Raw genomic sequence first — 19217 nt, 5'->3', positions numbered from 1 at the left:
TTCCTGCCCGTGTCCCCGCCCCTTCCTGGGGGTGGTCAGGGCCGGAGTGCGCCTAACGCCGGTGGATCAGAGCCACTTCGAGGTGAGGTGCTCCGAGGTGATCCGGCGAAGCGTTCCGGAGGCACCGCGCAGCACGACGCTCTCGGTGTAGACGAACCCGCCCTCGCGGCGCACGCCGGCGACGAGCTGGCCGTCGGTGACCCCGGTCGCGACGAAGATCGTGTTCTTGCCCTTGACCAGATCGTCCGCCTCGTACACGTGCCCGTCGAACGCCAGGCCGGCGTCGATGCCACGCTGCTTCTCGTCGTCGTCGAGAGGCGCGAGACGCCCTTGGATGTGTCCGCCGAGCGCCTTGATCGCGCAGGCCGTCACGATGCCCTCGGGGCTTCCCCCGATGCCGACGCACATGTCGGTGCGCGCGTTGTGCCGCGCGGCGTTGATCCCGCCGGCCACGTCGCCGTCGCTCATGAGCCGGGTGCCCGCACCCGCCTCGCGGATCTCCTCGATGAGCCGCTCGTGACGGGGGCGATGCAAAACCGAGACGACGAGCTCGTCGACCGGCTTTCCGAGCGCCTCGGCCAGGAGGCGGATGTTCTCACCGATCGGCAGGCGGATGTCGACCACACCGACGCCGGCGGGCCCCGTGACGAGCTTGTCCATGTAGAAGACGCTCGAGGCGTCGAGCATCGCTCCGCGGTCGGAGACCGCGATCACCGAGAGCGCATTGTTGCGCCCGGCGGCGGTGAGCGAGGTGCCGTCGATCGGGTCGACGGCGACATCACACTGGGGGCCGCGCCCAGTGCCCACGTGCTCGCCGTTGAACAGCATGGGCGCGTTGTCCTTCTCACCCTCGCCGATGACGATCACACCGTCGAAGTTCACGGTGGTGAGGAAGGCCCGCATCGCGTCGACCGCGGCGCCGTCCGCGGCCTCCTTCTGCCCGCGCCCGATGAAGGGGACCGACCGGATGGAGGCCGCCTCCGTCGCGCGGACCAGCTCGAGTGCGAGGTTTCGGTCGGGATGCAGCGGACTCATGTCGGCGGTAAGGCTCACCATGTCGTCAGCCTATCCAGCATGCGTCGCCGGGACACCGGATCGCTCGCGCGAGCGGGAGAAGAATTGGGGATTCTTACCCGCGCGGCATTTCCGCCCCCACGGACGGCTTCTTCCGGCTCACGACCCACGGCGCGAGGGCCCGCTTCGGTAGAGTTGCCGGTGAACCGACGCATCAACGCAAGGAGCAGCCATGCCCGTCGCTACCCCCGATCAGTACGCCGAAATGCTCGACCGTGCGAAGGCCGGCGGCTTCGCCTACCCCGCGATCAACGCGTCCAGCTCGCAGTCGATCAACGCGATCCTGCAGGGCCTGACCGAGGCCGGCTCGGACGGCATCATCCAGGTCACCACCGGCGGCGCCGACTACTTTGCCGGGCACACCGTCAAGGGCCGTGCGACGGGCGCCCTGGCGTTCGCGAAGTTCGCGACCGAGGTCGCGAAGAACTACCCCATCACGGTCGCCCTGCACACCGACCACTGCCCGAAGCCCGCGCTCGCCGACTTCGTGCTGCCGCTGATCGAGGCGTCCGAGGAGCAGGTGAAGGCCGGCGGCGAGCCGATCTTCCAGTCGCACATGTGGGACGGCTCGGCCGTGCCGCTGGACGAGAACCTCGAGATCGCCAAGGAGCTGCTCCCGCGCCTGAAGAACATCAACGCGATCCTCGAGGTCGAGATCGGCGTCGTCGGCGGCGAGGAGGACGGCGTGCAGCACGAGGGCAGCAACGAGGCCCTCTACACGACCGTCGCCGACGTCACGAAGGCCGTCGAGGCCCTGGGACTCGGTGAGAACGGCCGGTACATCTCTGCTCTGACATTCGGCAACGTGCACGGCGTGTACAAGCCCGGCAACGTCAAGCTGCGTCCCGAGCTGCTCGGCGAGATCCAGGAGGGCATCGCGGCGCAGTTCGGCACGGGCGCGAAGCCCCTCGACCTCGTCTTCCACGGCGGCAGCGGCTCGACCGACGCCGAGATCGCGCTCGCGGTCGCGAACGGCGTCGTGAAGATGAACATCGACACCGACACCCAGTATGCGTTCACGCGCTCTGTCGCCGGCTTCATGTTCTCGAACTACGACGGCGTCCTGAAGGTCGACGGCGAGGTCGGCAACAAGAAGGCCTACGACCCGCGCGCGTGGGGCAAGATCGCGGAGTCGGCGCTGGCCGCCCGCGTCGTCGAGGCGACGCAGCAGCTCGGCTCGTTCGGCCAGAGCACGTCCTGACGATCCCGTGTCGCACGATGCCCCGGCCGATGGTCGGGGCATCGTCGTCACGGGGGCGTGATCCGGCCCGAGGGAACCAGAGACCGGCGACGCGTGGGATGCTGCTTTGGATGTCAAGTGGTGGTGACGTGGTAGATCTCTCGGGCGATGAGGTGTTTCAGGCAGCGGATGATGTCTTTCTTGGAGAGGCCTTCTTCGGTGCGTCGACGGGCGTAGGCCTGGGTGCGTGGGTCCCATCGGAGCCGGCAGAGCACGATGCGGTAGAGCGCGGCGTTTGCCTGTCGGTCGCCGCCGCGGTTGAGGCGGTGCCTGCGGGTCTTGCCGGAGGATGCGGGGATGGGTGCGACGCCGCAGAGCATCGCGAACGCGGCTTCTGAGTGGAGCCGGTCGGTGTTCTCGCCAGCGGTGACGAGCAGCTGCCCGGCGACGTCAGCACCGACACCGTTCAACGGCAGCAGTGCGGGGTTGATCGCGGTGACGAGGGGGGCGATGATCGCGTCGAGTTCGGTGATCTCTTCGACGAGCGCGGCGTGCCTGCGGGCCAGGGTGCGCAGTGCGATCTTCGCGGCCTGCTCTGGCTCACCGGCCCGTGTCGTTTCGGGGCGTAGAGCAGCACACGTGCGCAGCAACTGCCGGTCTGTGAGGTGGCGGAGTCGCTCGCGGAGCTCGTCCGGGGCAGTGACCAGCAGGGTCTTGATGCGCCTGGTGCGGTCGGCGCGCTGGTCGACCGCGCTGCGGCGGGCGACACGCAGGTTCCGGAGCGCTTCGACCTTCCCGGTGCGGTCTTTCGGGATCCCGGTACGGACCCTGGCCAGCCCCGCACGGGCTGCGGCTTCCGCATCCAACGGGTCGGACTTGCCCGCGAATCGGCGGGCCTTGCGGTCAGGCCGGTCGATCTCCAACAGGTCGACCCCCGCACCACGCAGGAATCGGGCCAAGCCAGCACCGTACGCGCCGGTGCCTTCGATCGCCGCGAGTAGCACGGCCCCGAACGTCACCGCCCACGCCAGCAGAGCCGCATAGCCGGTCGCGTCGGCGGGGAACTGGTGGCACGGCCGTGTCGATCACCGCGGCGGTATGCGTGTCACTGTGGGTATCGACCCCGACGGTTACCTCGATCTGGTCATCTTCGACTTGTCGTGCGATGGTGGTCATCGCCGTTCCTCTCACTCATCCGGGCAGAACGGCACGCACCGCCGAGAGCGAGTGGACAAGACAGTGATGGGTGCCTGCTGGCACAGGCTCCTATGAGGTCACAACCCTCGCACGGTGAGTGCACGGCAGCCCCGCAGCGAACGACCGACAGATCCCGTTCAAGACCCGAAGTCAGTCAGCCGAAGAGTCAGGACGAACGCTGCGGGGCTCCCACCACCATCATCACTGTCAGCCGAGGAGGGCGTCCTGCAGTGCGCTCCAGACGGCCGGGTCGGCCATGAGGGGCGCGACCAGCAGCACCGAGGACACCAGGTTGACGACGATGCCGCCGACGAGCGGGATCCAGAAGGTGACGCGACGGGCACGCAGGCTGATCCACGAGAGGCCGAGCGTCGCGACCCACCCGATCCCGAGCACCAGCGCCGCGGCGAGGCCCCATCCGCGGGCGCCGGCCGGATCGGACAGCGCCTGGTCGACGCCGAACACCTCGAGGAAGGTCGTCGCGAACTGCGTGTAGTCGGTCGCCGCCGGGATCGAGCCGAGCACCGTGAACAGACCGTAGCCGAGCAGGGCGAACGTGATCACCCGGTCCACGAAGCGCGGACGCGTCCCGGCGACCGGGCCGGGGATCACCGGATCGACGGGCGCGCGCTGATCGATGGGCGCGGACGGCGACCGTCCGTCCTCGAGGGCGGCGGACGCATCCGGCTGACGGATGCGCGCGCGCTGCTCTTCGGGCGTCGCGTACTCGCCGTACTGCGGGCGCGGGCGCTCGTTCCCGGCCGCGTTGCTCACGAGGAGCTCCGCTCGGTCGACGCGCGCCCGCCGAGGCGTCCGGACATTCCCCCGCGCAGCTCCTTGGGAAGCGAGAAGACGAGGTCCTCCTCGGCCGTGCGCACCTCTTCGACGTCGCGGTATCCCGCGCCGGCGAGGTCGTCGAGCACCTGCTGGACGAGCACCTCCGGCACGGATGCGCCGCTGGTCACGCCCACGGTCTGCACACCCTCGAGCCACTCCTGGCGCACCTCGTCCGCGTAGTCGACCCGATAGGCGGCCTTCGCGCCGTGCTCGAGCGCCACCTCGACCAGGCGCACGCTGTTCGACGAGTTCGCCGAGCCCACCACGATGACGAGGTCCGCACCCACCGCCACCTTCTTGATCGCGACCTGGCGGTTCTGCGTCGCGTAGCAGATGTCGTCCGAGGGCGGATCCTGCAGCTCGGGGAAGCGGGCACGCAGCCGCCGCACGGTCTCCATCGTCTCGTCGACCGACAGCGTCGTCTGGGAGAGCCACACGACCTTGCCCGGATCCCGCACCTCGACGGTGTCCGCATCCGCCGGCGAGTTCACGATCGTCACGTGCTCGGGCGCCTCGCCCGCCGTGCCCTCGACCTCCTCGTGGCCGAGGTGACCGATCAGCAGGATCTCGTAGTCGTCCCGGGCGAAGCGCACCGCCTCGCGGTGCACCTTGGTGACGAGCGGGCAGGTCGCGTCGATCGCCTGCAGCCCGCGATCGGATGCGGCAGACACGACCGCCGGCGAGACGCCATGCGCGCTGAAGACGACGTGCGCGCCGGCCGGGACCTCGTCGACCTCGTCGACGAACACGGCGCCCTTCGCCTCGAGCTCGGTCACCACGTGCACGTTGTGGACGATCTGCTTGCGCACGTAGACGGGGGCCCCGTACCGTTCGAGCGCCTTCTCGACGGCGACGACCGCGCGGTCCACCCCGGCGCAGTAGCCCCGGGGGGCGGCGAGGAGGACCCTCTTGTGTCCGACCACCGGGATATCCTGAAGGCGGCCTCGTCGCCCCGGCACACGGGGCACGGGCAGTTGCACGGCAGGAGAGCTCACGCCTCGATTCTACGGGCGCCCCCTGGACGGCGGCCGATGGCCGCCGGATGAGGCTGGACGCCGGCCGATGGCGGCACGAGGAGGACGCATGACCAGGTTCGCACCGGATCCCGCGCCGGGACAGGCGCCGCCCGCCGACTCGGTGCACCCGCGCGACGCGACGAAGGACGCCCCGACCTCCGTCGCCCGCTTCAACGACACCATCCGCGCGTTCGTGTCCGGATGGGGCTCGGTCTGGGTCGAGGGCGAGATCACGTCGTGGAACGTGCGTGGCGGCAACGTCTACGGCCGGCTGAAGGATCTGACCGCGGACGCCAGCGTCGGATTCCGCATCTGGTCCTCGACGCTGCAGCGGCTGCCCGACGACCTCAAGGTCGGCGACTCGGTCGTCGCGAGCATCAAGTCCGACTACTTCGTCAAGACCGGCGATTTCAGCGTGCTCGTGGCGAGCATGCGGCACACGGGTCTCGGCGACCAGCTCGAGCGTCTCGAGAAGCTGCGCTCCCGGCTGCGGGCCGAGGGCCTCTTCTCCCCCGACCGCAAGAGACCGATCCCATTCCTGCCGCACGTGATCGGCCTCATCACCGGCGAGCGATCGGATGCGGAGAAGGACGTGCACCGCAACGCCGAACTGCGCTGGCCGCAGGTGGAGTTCCGCACCGCGCACGCCGCCGTCCAGGGCGACCGGTGCGTTCCCGAGACGATCGCGGCCCTCGCCAGGCTCGACGCCGACCCCGACGTGGACGTCATCATCATCGCCCGCGGCGGCGGCGACCCTCAGCACCTCCTCGGATTCAGCGACGAACGACTGCTCCGCGCCGTCGCCGCCGCACGGACGCCCGTCGTCTCGGCGATCGGTCACGAGAACGACCACCCCCTGCTCGACGACGTCGCGGACCTCCGCGCCTCCACGCCGACGGATGCCGCCAAGCGCGTCGTCCCGGACGTCTCGGAGCAGCGGGCGCTGGTGCGCCAGCTGCGCTCCCGGCTCGGGTCACGGCTTTCGATGCGCGTCTCGCACGACATCGCGCAGCTCGACCAGCTGCGCTCGCGACCCGTGCTGCACGCGCCCGAGGCGGCGCTCGAACGGCGGTCGCACGAGGTCGAGCTGCTCGCGGGACGCGGTCGCGACACCCTCGACCGCCGCCTGGCGCGCGGCGCGCGCGAGACCGCCGAGCTGCGCGCGTCGCTACGGGCCCTCTCGCCCGGCGCGACCCTCGCCCGCGGCTACGCGATCGCGCACGTTCCGGGCGGGATCATCGTTCGCGACGCGGCGCAGGCCCCCGACGGCGCCGAGGTGGTCGTGACCGTCGGTCGCGGATCGTTCGGCGCGCGTTCGTCGGGCGAGGTGCCCGAGACGACGTCCGGTCCGGCGTCCGAGCCCGATTAGAATGGGAGGCATGTCCGTGCCGGAGGAGAGTGTCGCCGACGTGACGTCCCTATCCTTCGAGCAGGCCCGCGACGAGCTCGTCACCGTGGTCGCCGAGCTCGAGCAGGGGTCGCCGACGCTCGAGCACTCGCTGGCGCTGTGGGAGCGCGGCGAGGCCCTCGCCGCACGCTGCGAGGAGTGGCTGCTCGGCGCGAAGCGGCGGCTCGACGCCGCACGCCGCACGGACGAGGACGACGCCTGATGCCGCACGAGGGTCGCGTGGTGGCCGAGCTCGGCCGTCCGGAGACGCCGGAGGAGACGGCGAGCCGCAAGGCCGAGTCCTCGCAGCGGTATCGCTCCAGCCAGACGTTCCGCAACCTCATCGCGGCGCTCATCGTCACCCTCGCCGTCGTCGCCGTCGTGATCTTCGGCGTGCCGCGCGGCCAGCTCGCGGAGCCCGCGCCCATCGACGTCGCCGACATCGCCCAGGGTCTCGGCGAGGCGTACGGCCGAACCGTGATCGCCCCCGATGTCCCCGACTCCTGGCGCGTCAACTCCGCGAAGCGCGAGGGCGACCAGATCTCGACCTTCACGATCGTCTACGTTCCCGACGACACGAGCTTCCTGCGGGTGTCCCAGGCGTTCGAGCCCGACCCGTCGTGGGTCTCACGCACCCTCTCGGGCGAGACCCCCGACGGCACCGTCACCATCGACGGCACCTCGTGGGATCGCTACGACATCGACGACCCCGGCCGCGCCGGCAACATCTCGTACGCGCTCGCGACCGACGCCGGCGTCGACCAGGTGCTGATCTACGGCACCTCCGACGCCGACACCGCAGCGCTCGTGGCCGCATCCCTCACCGATCAGATCAGCGCTCTTCGGGAGGAAGCCCCGTGAACGACGCCCACCCGACACCAGGAATCGTCTGGGAGGAGATGCTCGAGGGCAACGCCCGGTTCGTCTCCGGAACCCCACGCCATCCCCGGCAGAACGTCGAGCGCCGGCACGAGCTCGCCGGCGGACAGCGCCCCCGTGCCGCTCTGTTCGGCTGCTCCGACTCGCGCCTGGCGGCCGAGATCATCTTCGACGAGGGACTCGGCGACCTCTTCGTCGTGCGCAACGCCGGCCAGGTCATCTCCGACTCGGTGGTGGGCAGTCTCGAGTACGCGATCGAGGTGCTCGAGGCGCCGCTCATCGTCGTGCTCGGCCACGACGAATGCGGCGCCGTGCGCGCAGCCATCGACAGCACCGCCCTCGACGCCCCGGCCCTCCCAGCTCGCATCTGGCGCCAGATCGCCCCGATCGTTCCGGCCGTCCGACGGGTGCAGCTCGCGCACGGCACGACCGCCGGCAACGTCGACGCCGAGCTCGTCGGTCGCGAGCACCTGCGCGACACCGTCAATGAGCTCCTGCACTCGTCGGAGCTCATCAGCGTCGCGGTCGCCGAGGGCCGCGTCGCCATCGTCGGGGTGAACTACCGCCTCGCCGAGGGCACGGCCGTGCCCGACTTCATCGTGGGCGACGTGTCCGCCTGAACCCCGAACCCACCGACCCGTCAGAGGAGACACCCGTGGCTGAGATCGAGTACCGCATCGAGCACGACACGATGGGCGAGGTGCGAGTGCCCGCATCCGCGCTCTACGGCGCGCAGACCCAACGCGCCGTCGAGAACTTCCCGATCTCGGGAGACGTTCTCGCACCGGCGCAGATCGTCGCCCTCGCGCGCATCAAGAAGGCCGCGGCCCAGGCCAACAAGTCCCTCGGCACCCTCGACGCCGGCATCGCCGACGCGATCGCCCGCGCGGCCGACCGGGTGATCGCCGGCGAGCACGCCGACCAGTTCCCGATCGACGTGTACCAGACCGGCAGCGGCACCTCGTCGAACATGAACATCAACGAGGTGCTCGCGACCCTCGCGACCGCCGACCTCGGCGCCACGGTGCACCCGAACGACCACGTCAACGCCTCGCAGTCGTCGAACGACGTGTTCCCCACCTCGGTGCACATCGCCGTCACCCAGGAGCTCATCGACGACCTGATCCCCGCGCTCGACCATCTCGCGGTCGCGCTCGAGGAGAAGGCCGTGCTGTGGAAGGACGCAGTCAAGTCCGGTCGCACCCACCTCATGGACGCCACCCCGGTGACCCTCGGGCAGGAGTTCGGCGGCTACGCCCGGCAGATTCGCCTCGGCATCGAGCGGGTGCAGTCCGTGCTCCCCCGCGTCGCCGAGGTGCCGCTCGGCGGCACCGCGGTGGGCACCGGCATCAACACCCCGATCGGGTTCCCGCAGAAGGTGCTCGAGCTCATCGTGGCCGAGACCGACCTGCCGATCACCGAGGCGAAGGACCACTTCGAGGCCCAGGCGAACCGCGACGCCCTCGTCGAGGCGTCCGGAGCCCTCCGCACGATCGCGGTCTCACTGACCAAGATCAACAACGACCTGCGCTGGATGGGGTCAGGACCCAACACCGGTCTCGGTGAGCTGCACATCCCCGATCTGCAGCCGGGCTCGTCGATCATGCCGGGCAAGGTCAACCCGGTCGTCCCCGAGGCGACCCTCATGGTCTGCGCACGCGTCGTCGGCAACGACGCGACGATCGCCTGGGCGGGCGCGTCGGGGTCGTTCGAGCTGAACGTCGCCATCCCGGTCATGGGCACCGCGCTGCTCGAGTCGATCCGGCTGCTCGCGAACACGGTCCGCGTCCTCGCCGACAAGACGATCTCCGGCCTCCAGGCGAACCTCGAGCGTGCGGCCGCCTACGCCGGCATGTCGCCCTCGATCGTGACTCCACTGAACAAGCTCATCGGCTACGAGGCGGCGGCGAAGATCGCGAAGCACTCGGTGTCGAAGGGCATCACGATCCGCGAGGCGGTCATCGACCTCGGGTACGTCGAGCGCGGCGAGCTGACCTCCGAACAGCTCGACGAGAAGCTCGATCTGCTCTCGATGACGCACCCGGGGTGACGCGCACGGCGAATCGCCCGGATCGCGCGATAATCGGAGCGTGAACCAAACGCCGAGGATGCTCTCGGCGCGCGTGAGAACACTGGGGGCGATCCTCATCGTGGCGTGCGTCGGGCTGCTCGTCGCGGGCGGCGTCACCTTCTCGATCCAGTACGTGCGGACGATCGACGAGGTCGACCATCGGCTGCTGGAGAAGATCTCGGCACTGCGGCCGACGAGCGATGCGACCTCCGTCACCGACTACTACGGACACGTGGTCGCCGGCTTCCTCTCCGCGCAGAACGAGGGGGTCGTCGGTCTCGTGGACGGGGTCCCCGCGGTGCGTCCGGACGGGGGCAACCAGTTCGAGAAGATCGAGGATCCGGCGCTGATCGCCGCCGCGGCCCGCGCGGCCGACGCCGACTCGGCCGTGATCGGCACGGTGAGCACCGACACGGGGAACGTGCGCTACGTCGCGCTCCCGGTGCACGTGCCCGGAGACCCCGCCGAGGGCGTCTACCTTCGAGCCGTGAGTCTGGACGTCGAGCTGGCCCCGGTCGCGGAAGCGGTCACGACCTATGTGATCGCCGCGTTCATCGTGATGGGCGCGCTCGGGTTCGTGAGCTGGTTCCTGACCGGGCAGCTGCTCTCGCCCCTCCGGCAGCTGCGGGAAGCGGCAGACGCGGTCACCTTCGACGATCTCGGCACCCGGGTGCCGGAGGACGGCGATCACGAGATCGCCGACCTCTCGCGCACGATGAACTCGATGCTCGATCGTCTCGAGGCGTCGGTGAGCAGCCAGCGTCAGCTGCTCGACGACATCCGGCACGAGCTGAAGACGCCCATCACGATCGTGCGCGGGCACCTGGAGATGATGGATGTCGACGATCGCGACGACGTCATCGGCATCCGCGACATGGGCATCTCCGAGCTCGACCGCATGACGCGACTCGTGGACGACATCGATCTGCTGTCGTCCGCGCAGGGAGACCAGTTCGAGATGCGACCGATCGACATCGGCATGCTCACGGAGCGGGTCGCCGAGCTCGCCGCCGCGCTCCCGGGCCATCCCTTCTCCATCCTGCGGCGCGCACGCGGTGTCGTGATCGGGGATGCGGACCGCCTCACGCAGGCCTGGTTGCAGCTCGCGGACAACGCCGCCAAGTACACCCCGCAGGGTTCTCCCATCGAGATCGGCAGCGATCTCGATGAGCACGAGGCACGGCTGTGGGTACGCGACCACGGCGCGGGGATCCCTCCGGCGGCCCGGCGACGGATCTTCCAGCGCTTCGCACGGGTCGACACGAATCGCAGCATCGGCGGTTCGGGTCTGGGACTGGCGATCGTCGAGGCCATCGCGCAGGCGCACGTCGGTTCCTGCGTCGTCACCGACACCCCCGGCGGCGGAGCGATCTTCACCATCCACGTGCCGACCGGGCAGAACCCGGCCTCTATCATCCCCACCCCCGTGCGCGCCGGCGACGTCGTGCTGCAGCGAGAGGCGACCACATGACACTCATCCTGATCGCGGAGGACGAACCCCGGATCTCCTCCTTCGTGCACCGCGGGCTCGAATCCGCCGGATTCGCGGCGGAAGTGGTGGAGAACGGCGACGACGCACTCGATCGCGCGCTCTCCGGAGACGTCGACCTGCTGCTGCTGGACGTGGGACTCCCCGGACTCGACGGGTTCGAGGTCCTGCGGCACCTGCGCGGTCAGGGATCGGCTCTCCCCGTCATCATGCTGACGGCGCGCAGCAGTACGCGCGACACCGTCGACGGCCTCAACGCCGGAGCCAACGACTACGTTCCGAAGCCCTTCAAGTTCGACGAGCTCCTCGCTCGTGTCCGCTCGCGGCTGCGCGAGAACGTCGCCACCGGCACCATCGCCATCGCCCATGGCGACGTGACCCTCGACGTGCTCTCGCGGCGCGCGAGCATCGCCGGCCGCGAGGTGGATCTGTCCGCGAGGGAGTTCGCGCTCGCCGAGCAGTTCCTGCGGCATCCCGGACAGGTGCTCAGCCGCGAGCAGCTGCTCAGCAGGGTGTGGGGCCTCGACTTCGATCCGGGCTCCAACGTCGTCGACGTGTACGTCCGGTACCTCCGCGCGAAGTTCGGGCACGAGCGCATCGCCACCGTACGCGGTGCCGGCTACCGCTGGGAGTGACCCCTCTCCCCCGCCCGCCAAGGTCGACGTGTCCGGAGGACTCACACGAGGCGCGGGCGTGCACGAAGAAGTCCCCGGCGCTGGGGGACGCCGGGGACTATAGAGAATTCACGAGACCCGAACTCGTGATCGTCGCTCACCTCACCGGGGGGAATCGGCGTCGACGTCTTCTCTCTTCTTCGTCCGTTCGATCTGGGGGATTCTCCCGGACGGTGGATGACATGTCTTGTCCTCCGTCCTCCCATCCTGACGGGAACGGGTGAGAACTCGAGGAGCCCGACGTGAGAAAGCTCTCATACGCGCCCACCCGGCGCGGTCACGACAGCTCGTTGGCCTCCAGCAGATCGGTCACGAGCGCTGCGATCGCCGACCGCTCCGAGCGCGTCAGTGTCACGTGGCCGAACAGCCCGTGGCCCTTCAACGTCTCGATGACCGAGGCGATCCCGTCATGGCGCCCGACCCGCAGGTTGTCGCGCTGGGCGACGTCGTGGGTCAGCACCACACGGGAGTTCTGACCGATACGACTCAGCACGGTGAGCAGGACGTTGCGCTCGAGCGACTGCGCCTCATCCACGATCACGAAGGCGTCGTGCAGCGAGCGGCCGCGGATGTGGGTGAGCGGGAGCACCTCGAGCAGACCGCGCTCGACGACCTCCTCGAGGACGTTGCCGGTGACGACCGAGCCGAGCGTGTCGAACACGGCCTGCCCCCACGGGCTCATCTTCTCCTGGGCGTCGCCGGGCAGATAGCCGAGCTCCTGTCCGCCGACGGCGAACAGCGGGCGGAAGACGATGATCTTGCGCTGCTGCTGACGCTCCAGCACCGCCTCGAGTCCCGCGCACAGCGCGAGCGCCGACTTGCCGGTGCCGGCGCGTCCGCCGAGCGAGACGATGCCCACCTCGGGGTCCAGGAGCAGATCGATCGCGATCCGCTGCTCGGCCGAACGACCGTGCAGCCCGAACACCTCCCGGTCGCCGCGCACGAGCCGGAACTCACCGTCACCGCTGACCCGGCCGAGCGCGGACCCGCGCTCGGAGTGGATGATGAGACCTGTGTTGACCGGAAGACCGCGCACGTCCTCGCTGATCGCCACCTCGCTCTCGTACAGGTCGCTGATCTCGTCGCCGGAGAGGTCGACGCTCGCAATCCCCGTCCAGCCCGAGTCGGCCGCCTGCTCGGCGAGGTACTCCTCCGCGACGATCCCGAGGGAGGCCGCCTTCACCCGCATCGGCAGGTCCTTGGAGACCACTGTGACATGGTGTCCCTCGTGCATGAGGTGCATGGCGACCGCGAGGATGCGGGTGTCGTTGTCGCCCAGCCGCATCCCGGCCGGGAGCACGCTCGGGTCGGTGTTGGTCAGCTCCACCCGCAGCGACCCGCCCTCCCCCACCGGGACGGGGAAGTCGAGGCGTCCGTGCTCGACGCGCAGCTCGTCGAGGTGGCGCAGCGCCTGACGTGCGAAGTAGCCGAGCTCCGGGTCGTGCCGCTTCGCCTCCAGCTCGGTGATGACGACGACGGGGATCACGACGGAGTGCTCCGCGAAACGGAAGAACCCCCGGGGATCGCTCAGCAGCACCGACGTGTCCAAAACATAAGAGCGCAGTTCAGTCTCCTGATCTGCGCTCTCGTGGACGATGGTCCGCTGCCGCTGCTCTGGTGCTCGTGTGGTCACACCCGCTCCCACCCCGGGATCTCTCCCGGTGTCACTCGCGTCGACCGTGGGTTGCGGATCGCTTCCTGAGGCCGACCCGACCGGGCGCCCTGCCCGATGAGATGAACGTACGACGCAGGCACCCCACCCGCCACCTGGTTCCGGGCGTGTCGCGTTACGGGCTCGTGAACAAACGGATGTCGCGCTCATCCGCCGAAGCGGCGGTCGCGCGTCGCGAAATCCCGCACCGCGCGGAGGAAGTCGACCTCGCGGAGGTCGGGACCCAGCGCCTCGACGAAGTAGAACTCGCTGTGGGCCGACTGCCAGAGCAGGAAGTCGCTCAGCCGCTGCTCCCCAGAGGTGCGGATGACGAGGTCGGGATCCGGCAGGCCGCCGGTGTAGAGGTGCTCGCCGATCTGCTCGGGTGTGAGACTTGCCGCGAGCTCCTCGAGCGAGCCGCCGCTCTCGTCGTGCTTGGTGATGATGCTGCGCACGGCGTCGACGATCTCGCTGCGACCGCCGTATCCGACGGCGAGGTTCACGTGCATGCCGGTGTGGCCGGCAGTGCGCGCGTCGGTGTCGGCGAGCACGCGAGCCAACTCGGGCGGCAGCAGATCGGCTCGACCCACGTGCTGCACGCGCCAGTCCCGCTCGCGCGAGAGCTCCTCGGCGAGCTCGGCGATGATCTGGATGAGATCCGACAGCTCCTGCGAGTCCCGTTTGCTCAGGTTGTCGGTCGAGAGGAGATAGAGCGACACGACCCGCACGCCGAGGTCGTCGCACCAGCGCAGAAACTCACGCATCTTCGCCGCTCCCGCGCGATGGCCGTGCGCAGCCGACGCGTATCCGAGCTGACGCGCCCAGCGGCGGTTGCCGTCGATCATCATCGCCACATGCCCCGGCACGTGCTCGGGCACGATCTGACGGCGCAGACGATTGCTGTAGAGCCGGTAAAGAGGCCCCCGCCCCTCACTCGCACGTCCCGTACTCACACCCCTACGCTACTCCGCCGGACGAGCACGTATCCGGCACTCAGAGCGAAGTCATCGGGTATGTACGGGCGCGGGCATGCGCGAAAGCATACGCTGGGCTCATGGCCCGCTCGCGCGTCCCGGACGTCCCCTCGCTCCCGCTGATCGAGGCCGCCGACGACGACGCCCAGGTCGAGATCCGCCCCACGTGGCGGGGCTGGATCCACGCGGGCACCTTCCCCATCGCGATCGCGGCGGGGATCGTCCTGATCGTCCTCGCTGAGGGCGCGGCCGCGAAGTGGTCGGCCGCGGTCTTCATGACGACGTCGCTGCTGCTCTTCGGGAACTCCGCGCTCTACCACCGCTTCGACTGGGGCCCGCGCACGAAGATCGTGCTCAAGCGCATCGACCACGCCAACATCCTGCTGCTGATCGCGGGCACCTACACGCCCCTCGCCGTGCTGGCGCTGCCGACATCGAAGTCGGTGCTGCTGCTGTCGCTCGTCTGGGGCGGCACGGTCCTCGGCATCCTGTTCCGGGTGTTCTGGATCCACGCGCCACGATGGCTCTATGTCGCGCTCTACATCGTGCTCGGCTGGGCCGCGGTGATGTACCTCGGCGACCTGATGGCGGCCAACGTCGCCATGATGGTGCTCGTCATCGTCGGCGGGCTGCTCTACACGGTGGGAGCCGTCGTCTACGCGCTCAAGCGCCCGAACCCGTGGCCTGGGGCGTTCGGGTTCCACGAGATCTTCCACGTCTGCACCGTGCTGGCGTTCCTCTGCCACTGGACCGCGTGCCTGCTGATCTGCCTGGCGCCCGCCTACAACGGCTGACCCGGGTCACGCGCAGGGCCGCGAGACTGCATGCGGGCGCCGAGACCGTGGGGCAACCCCGCTGTCTCGGCGCGAGGATGCAGTCTCGCGGGACCGAGAAGACGAGACTTTCGGCTCAGCGGCCGGGGTCGTTGACGACCGACGAAGGAAGCGAAATCTCCCCGCTCCGGGGAGGCTTTCGGGTCAGCGGCCTGGGTCGTCGTCGGTATCGACGTCCTCGTCGTCGGTCTCGGAGTCCCGCTCGGCCGCCGCGCCCTGCCGGTCCGCGAGGGCTTCGGCGTCGAGCTGCTCGCGCACCTCGGCGCGGTACCGTCCGCGGCGGATGCGGCGGAGCATGTCCCACACGAGAGCGATGACGGCGAAACCGATCAACGCGATGACCGCGAATCCCCACGGCCCCGGCGTCACGAGGTTCGGATCGACCGTCGTGGCGCTCGGCGACGGCGTCGCGCTCGTCGCGAGAAGCCACACCCCGTGATGCATCCGTGTCCCCTGTCCCGCGCTCGAGCGCATAGCCTGGAACTCCAGCCTAATTCCCGAACCGAGACGCCATGACGACCACGCAGATGCTCGACGACCGCTACGGCCGCACCGGGACCCGGCGCAGCACCCGCTTCTGGGCGATCGTCGCCACGATCGGCATCTCCGCCGCCGTGATCGTGGCGGCCTGGTACGCGTTCTCGACGCCCGCGAACAGCGTCCAGGCGACGACGACCGGATTCGAGCTGGTCGACGACCGCACCGTGACGGTCTCGTTCCAGGTCACGGCTCCCGCCGGCAGCCCGCTCGCCTGCGTCCTCGAGGCGCAGGACGAGGAGCACGGCGTCGTCGGCTGGCTCGTCGTCGAGTACCCGGCCTCCGATGCGCATTCCCAGGCGTTCCGCGAGACGATCCCGGTCACGGCGGAGGCGACCACGGGTTTTGTCAACACCTGCTGGGTGCCGTAGTCTTTCGGCACTACGACGACGCCCTGGCGAGCTGCCGGGGCGTTGTGAATTTGGCGCGCGTGTATCGCGACGCCCCGGATGAAGGAGACACCAGTGACCGCAGACGCAACGGTGAGCTTCCTCACGCAGGACGCCTACGACCGGCTCGTCGCCGAGCTCGAACATCTGTCGACGACCGGCCGCGAAGAGATCGCCAAGCGCATCGAGGCCGCTCGTGAAGAGGGCGACCTGAAGGAGAACGGCGGCTATCACGCCGCGAAGGACGAGCAGGGCAAGCAGGAGGCCCGCATCCGCACTCTGCAGGCCATGCTGAAGACCGCGAAGGTGGGCGAGGCCCCCGAGTCGACGGGTGTCGTAGAGTCCGGCACCGTGGTGACCGCGCTCGTCGCGGGCGGCGAGGAGGTCTTCCTCCTCGGCAACCGCGAGATCGCCGCCGGCAGCGAGCTCGACGTCTACAGCGAGGCCTCCCCGCTCGGATCCGCCATCCTCGGTCTCAAAGAGGGCGAGAAGACGTCGTACACCGCGCCCAACGGTCGCGACATCGGCGTCGAGATCGTCAAGGTCGAGACCTACGCGGGTCAGTGACCCGCCGGGTCGCCGTCGTCGTCAGTCCAGCACGACGGTGGGGGCGAACCCGGCGGCCTCGAGCGCTCCGATCACCTCTGCGCGGTGCTCCTCGCCGCGTGTCTCGACGCTCAGCTGAAGGATCACCTCGCTGATCTGCAACCCCTGGCCGTGGCGCGTGTGCAGCACCTCGTTCACGTTCGCCCCGACCTGGGCCAGCAGCTCGGACACGCGCGCGAGCTGTCCGGGGCGATCCGGCAGCGGGATGCGCAGCGTCATGTAGCGCCCGGATGCGGCGAGGCCGTGCGCGACGACCCGCTGGAGCAGCAGCGGGTCGATGTTCCCGCCGGAGAGCACCGACACGGTCGTTCCCGTCGCCCGCACCTTTCCGGTGAGGATGGCGGCGACGCCGACGGCCCCGGCGGGCTCCACGACGAGCTTCGCGCGCTCGAGGAGCATGAGGATCGCGCGGGCGATGTCGTCGTCGGTCACGGTGACGACCTCGTCGACGAGCTCGTCGACGATCGCGAAGGGCGTGTCACCCGGGCGGGCCACCGCGATGCCGTCGGCGATCGTCGGGGTGGTCGCGACCTCGAGGGGACGCCCGGCCGCGAGCGACGCCGGGTACGCGGCGGAGTTCGCCGCCTGCACGCCGATGATCCGCACCGTCCGCCCGACGGCCGCAGCGCGCGCCTTGACCGATGCGGCGACGCCCGCGATCAGCCCTCCCCCGCCGATGCCGACCAGCACCGTGTCCAGGTCGGGGACGTCCTCGAACAGCTCGAGACCGAGAGTCCCCTGTCCGACGATGATGTCGCGGTGGTCGAACGGATGGATGAGAACGGCGCCGGTGCGCTCGGCGAACTCCGCGGCGAGGCGCAACGGCGTCTCCACGGTCGCGCCGTCGAGGATCACCTCGGCCCCGTAGCCCCGGGTGGCGAGCAGCTTCGGAACCGGCACGCCCAGGGGCATGAAGATCGTGGCCGGGATGCCGAGCCGCTGCGCCGCGAGCGCGACGCCCTGCGCGTGGTTGCCCGCCGATGCGGCGACCACGCCGCGGGCGCGTTCGGCCGCCGTCAGCCGGGACAGCCGGTAGACGGCACCGCGGATCTTGAACGACCCGGTGCGCTGCAAGTTCTCCATCTTCAGGATCACGGGGACCCCGAGCTTCTCGCTGAGAACGTGCGACTCGTCGACGGGCGTGCGGGTGATGATGCCTCGGAGAGTGCTCGCGGCATCCTCGAAATCGGCCAGCGTGGGCAGGTTCACGCCCGGTTCCTCCTCGGTCGGGGGACGGTACTCCAGATGAGATCGTCGGGATCGGGACGTTCGCCCGTCTCCCAGGCGCGTCGCGACAGGTACACCGCGACGACGTTGACGAATGCGGCGAGCGGCACCGCGAACAGGGCTCCGGGGATGCCGGCGATCATGGCGCCGCCCGCGACGACGAGGACGACCGCGAGCGGGTGCACCTTCACGGCGGCTCCCATGAGGAGCGGCTGGAGGACGTGTCCCTCGATCTGCTGCACGGCGAGGACGACGACGAGCATCCACAGAGCGATCCACGGCCCGTTGTAGACGAGCGCGAGGAAGACCGCGATGGCCCCGGTCAGCACGGCTCCGACGAACGGGATGAAGGCGCCGAGGAAGACCAGGACGGCGACGGGGATGGCCAGCGGCACGCCGAGCAGGAACGCGCCGAGGCCGATGCCGATCGCGTCGATCGTCGCGACGAGCAGCTGGGTGCGCGCGTAGTTGACGACCGTGATCCAGCCCGCGCGGGCGGCGCCGTCGACGCCGGGGCGTGCGGCCTTCGGGAACAGCCGCGTCGTCCAACGCCAGATGCCCCCGCCGTCGGCCAGCACGCACAGCAGGATGAAGACGGCGAGCAGGAGACCCGTCGCCACGTGCCCGACGGTCGACCCGATCGCGAGCGCGCCCGACCACAGGAGCTCCGCCTGCTGGCGGAGCAGATCGAAGCCCTGCACCAGCAGCTCGTCGATCTGCTCGGAGGTCAGGTGCAGTGGGCCGTCGATGAGGTAGTCCCGGAACTGCACGATCGCGTCGACCGTGCGGTCGCGCACCGAGGCCCACTGCTGGGTGATCTGCCAGATCGCCAGCCAGAGGAGTCCCGTGATGATCGCCAGAGTGCCCAGCACCGCGATGATGATCGCGATCCAGCGCGGCACGTGACGCCGCAGCATCCAGGTGAAGCCGGGCCATACGAGCGCCGCCACCAGGATCGCGATGAGCAGCGGGATCACGAGCATCTTCAGCTGCATGATGATCCAGATGGCGACGCCGACGGCCGCCGCGATCACCAGAAACCGCCAGGCGTACGCCGTGGCGACGCGCAGGCCCCTCGGCATCGCCCCGCCGACCTCGGTGGAGATCGTCCGCATCCGGAGGGCGTCCAGGAACGAACCGCGAGGCTTCTCGTCGGGGTCGCTCATCCCGCCAGTCTAGGCCGCGCCCCGGGCGGT

19 protein-coding genes and 1 pseudogene are annotated in these 19217 nt (G+C 69.7%); 11 read left to right on the top strand and 9 right to left on the bottom strand.

Annotation, left to right across the window (positions count from 1 at the left end):
• Positions 1–66 precede the first annotated feature (66 nt).
• Entirely contained in the window at positions 67–1056 is a 990-nt protein-coding gene (gene glpX, locus GVL03_RS11000) for a class II fructose-bisphosphatase (RefSeq protein ID WP_159501035.1), read from the bottom strand.
• A gap of 190 nt (positions 1057–1246) precedes the next feature.
• Here glpX and fbaA point away from each other — a divergent pair, with 190 nt between their 5' ends.
• A complete protein-coding gene (fbaA, locus tag GVL03_RS10995; protein WP_159501034.1) occupies positions 1247–2275 on the top strand; it encodes a class II fructose-bisphosphate aldolase in 1029 nt (342 codons plus the stop codon).
• A 113-nt stretch (positions 2276–2388) separates the two neighbouring features.
• Here the strand turns inward: fbaA and GVL03_RS10990 are convergent.
• The 3 genes and pseudogenes from GVL03_RS10990 to GVL03_RS10980 form a co-directional block, all read right to left on the bottom strand.
• Positions 2389–3430: pseudogene (locus tag GVL03_RS10990) on the bottom strand (IS110 family transposase).
• Positions 3431–3658: 228 nt separating this feature from the next.
• Positions 3659–4225 carry a DUF6264 family protein gene (locus tag GVL03_RS10985; protein ID WP_159501033.1) on the bottom strand — a complete coding sequence of 189 codons (567 nt, stop codon included), beginning with the start codon at positions 4223–4225 and terminating at the stop codon, positions 3659–3661.
• A complete protein-coding gene (locus GVL03_RS10980) occupies positions 4222–5256 on the bottom strand; it encodes a 4-hydroxy-3-methylbut-2-enyl diphosphate reductase (RefSeq protein ID WP_159501043.1) in 1035 nt (344 codons plus the stop codon). Before GVL03_RS10980 ends, GVL03_RS10985 begins: the two co-directional genes overlap by 4 nt.
• Positions 5257–5371: 115 nt before the next feature.
• On the opposite strand from GVL03_RS10980, the gene xseA reads away from it, so the two are divergent.
• Genes xseA through GVL03_RS10945 form a run of 7 tightly spaced genes read left to right on the top strand, consistent with a single transcriptional unit; the run spans position 5372 to position 11765 of the window.
• Entirely contained in the window at positions 5372–6673 is a 1302-nt protein-coding gene (gene xseA, locus GVL03_RS10975; protein WP_159501032.1) for an exodeoxyribonuclease VII large subunit, read from the top strand.
• 10 nt (positions 6674–6683) lie between these two features.
• Complete coding sequence (locus tag GVL03_RS10970; RefSeq protein ID WP_159501031.1) at positions 6684–6914, top strand: exodeoxyribonuclease VII small subunit; 231 nt, start codon at positions 6684–6686, stop codon at positions 6912–6914.
• Positions 6914–7552: a DUF4245 domain-containing protein gene (locus GVL03_RS10965; RefSeq protein WP_159501030.1), complete on the top strand. Its 639-nt coding sequence runs from the start codon at positions 6914–6916 to the stop codon at positions 7550–7552. The genes GVL03_RS10970 and GVL03_RS10965 overlap by 1 nt, the downstream gene beginning before the upstream one ends.
• 38 nt (positions 7553–7590) lie before the next feature.
• Complete coding sequence (locus GVL03_RS10960; RefSeq protein WP_159501042.1) at positions 7591–8190, top strand: carbonic anhydrase; 600 nt, start codon at positions 7591–7593, stop codon at positions 8188–8190.
• A gap of 35 nt (positions 8191–8225) precedes the next feature.
• A complete protein-coding gene (locus tag GVL03_RS10955) occupies positions 8226–9620 on the top strand; it encodes a class II fumarate hydratase (RefSeq protein WP_159501029.1) in 1395 nt (464 codons plus the stop codon).
• A 40-nt stretch (positions 9621–9660) separates the two neighbouring features.
• The gene (locus GVL03_RS10950) at positions 9661–11112 is read left to right on the top strand and encodes a cell wall metabolism sensor histidine kinase WalK (RefSeq protein ID WP_235038122.1); all 1452 of its coding nucleotides are present in this window, start codon (positions 9661–9663) and stop codon (positions 11110–11112) included.
• Positions 11109–11765, top strand: a complete 657-nt coding sequence (locus tag GVL03_RS10945; RefSeq protein WP_159501028.1) for a response regulator transcription factor — start codon at positions 11109–11111, stop codon at positions 11763–11765. The genes GVL03_RS10950 and GVL03_RS10945 overlap by 4 nt, the downstream gene beginning before the upstream one ends.
• Positions 11766–12081: 316 nt before the next feature.
• Here GVL03_RS10945 and GVL03_RS10940 read toward each other — a convergent pair whose 3' ends face one another.
• Together GVL03_RS10940 and GVL03_RS10935 are read right to left on the bottom strand one after the other, a co-directional pair.
• Positions 12082–13437, bottom strand: a complete 1356-nt coding sequence (locus GVL03_RS10940; protein ID WP_159501027.1) for a PhoH family protein — start codon at positions 13435–13437, stop codon at positions 12082–12084.
• 185 nt (positions 13438–13622) lie between these two features.
• Entirely contained in the window at positions 13623–14408 is a 786-nt protein-coding gene (locus GVL03_RS10935; protein WP_159501026.1) for an isoprenyl transferase, read from the bottom strand.
• Positions 14409–14509: 101 nt separating this feature from the next.
• Here GVL03_RS10935 and GVL03_RS10930 point away from each other — a divergent pair, with 101 nt between their 5' ends.
• Positions 14510–15223 (top strand): hemolysin III family protein, encoded by a 714-nt coding sequence (locus GVL03_RS10930; protein WP_159501025.1) that lies wholly within the window; start codon positions 14510–14512, stop codon positions 15221–15223.
• A 183-nt stretch (positions 15224–15406) separates the two neighbouring features.
• Here the strand turns inward: GVL03_RS10930 and GVL03_RS10925 are convergent, their stop codons facing one another.
• On the bottom strand, positions 15407–15706 hold the full coding sequence (locus tag GVL03_RS10925) for a hypothetical protein (protein WP_159501024.1): 300 nt from the start codon (positions 15704–15706) through the stop codon (positions 15407–15409).
• A 68-nt stretch (positions 15707–15774) separates the two neighbouring features.
• Between GVL03_RS10925 and GVL03_RS10920 the strand changes: the two genes are divergently transcribed.
• Entirely contained in the window at positions 15775–16170 is a 396-nt protein-coding gene (locus GVL03_RS10920; protein ID WP_159501023.1) for a DUF4307 domain-containing protein, read from the top strand.
• 93 nt (positions 16171–16263) lie between these two features.
• Positions 16264–16755 (top strand): transcription elongation factor GreA, encoded by a 492-nt coding sequence (gene greA, locus GVL03_RS10915; protein WP_159501022.1) that lies wholly within the window; start codon positions 16264–16266, stop codon positions 16753–16755.
• A gap of 21 nt (positions 16756–16776) precedes the next feature.
• Here greA and ilvA read toward each other — a convergent pair whose 3' ends face one another.
• Entirely contained in the window at positions 16777–18003 is a 1227-nt protein-coding gene (gene ilvA / locus GVL03_RS10910; protein WP_159501021.1) for a threonine ammonia-lyase, read from the bottom strand.
• Entirely contained in the window at positions 18000–19187 is a 1188-nt protein-coding gene (locus tag GVL03_RS10905) for an AI-2E family transporter (RefSeq protein WP_159501020.1), read from the bottom strand. Before GVL03_RS10905 ends, ilvA begins: the two co-directional genes overlap by 4 nt.
• Between the last annotated feature and the right edge of the window lie 30 nt (positions 19188–19217).

It is taken from the genome of Microbacterium sp. 18062 (genome assembly GCF_902706225.1).
Lineage (GTDB): Bacteria > Actinomycetota > Actinomycetes > Actinomycetales > Microbacteriaceae > Microbacterium.
Note: the sequence above shows the minus strand (reverse complement) of the source record. Positions and strands in the feature narration are given on the sequence as shown.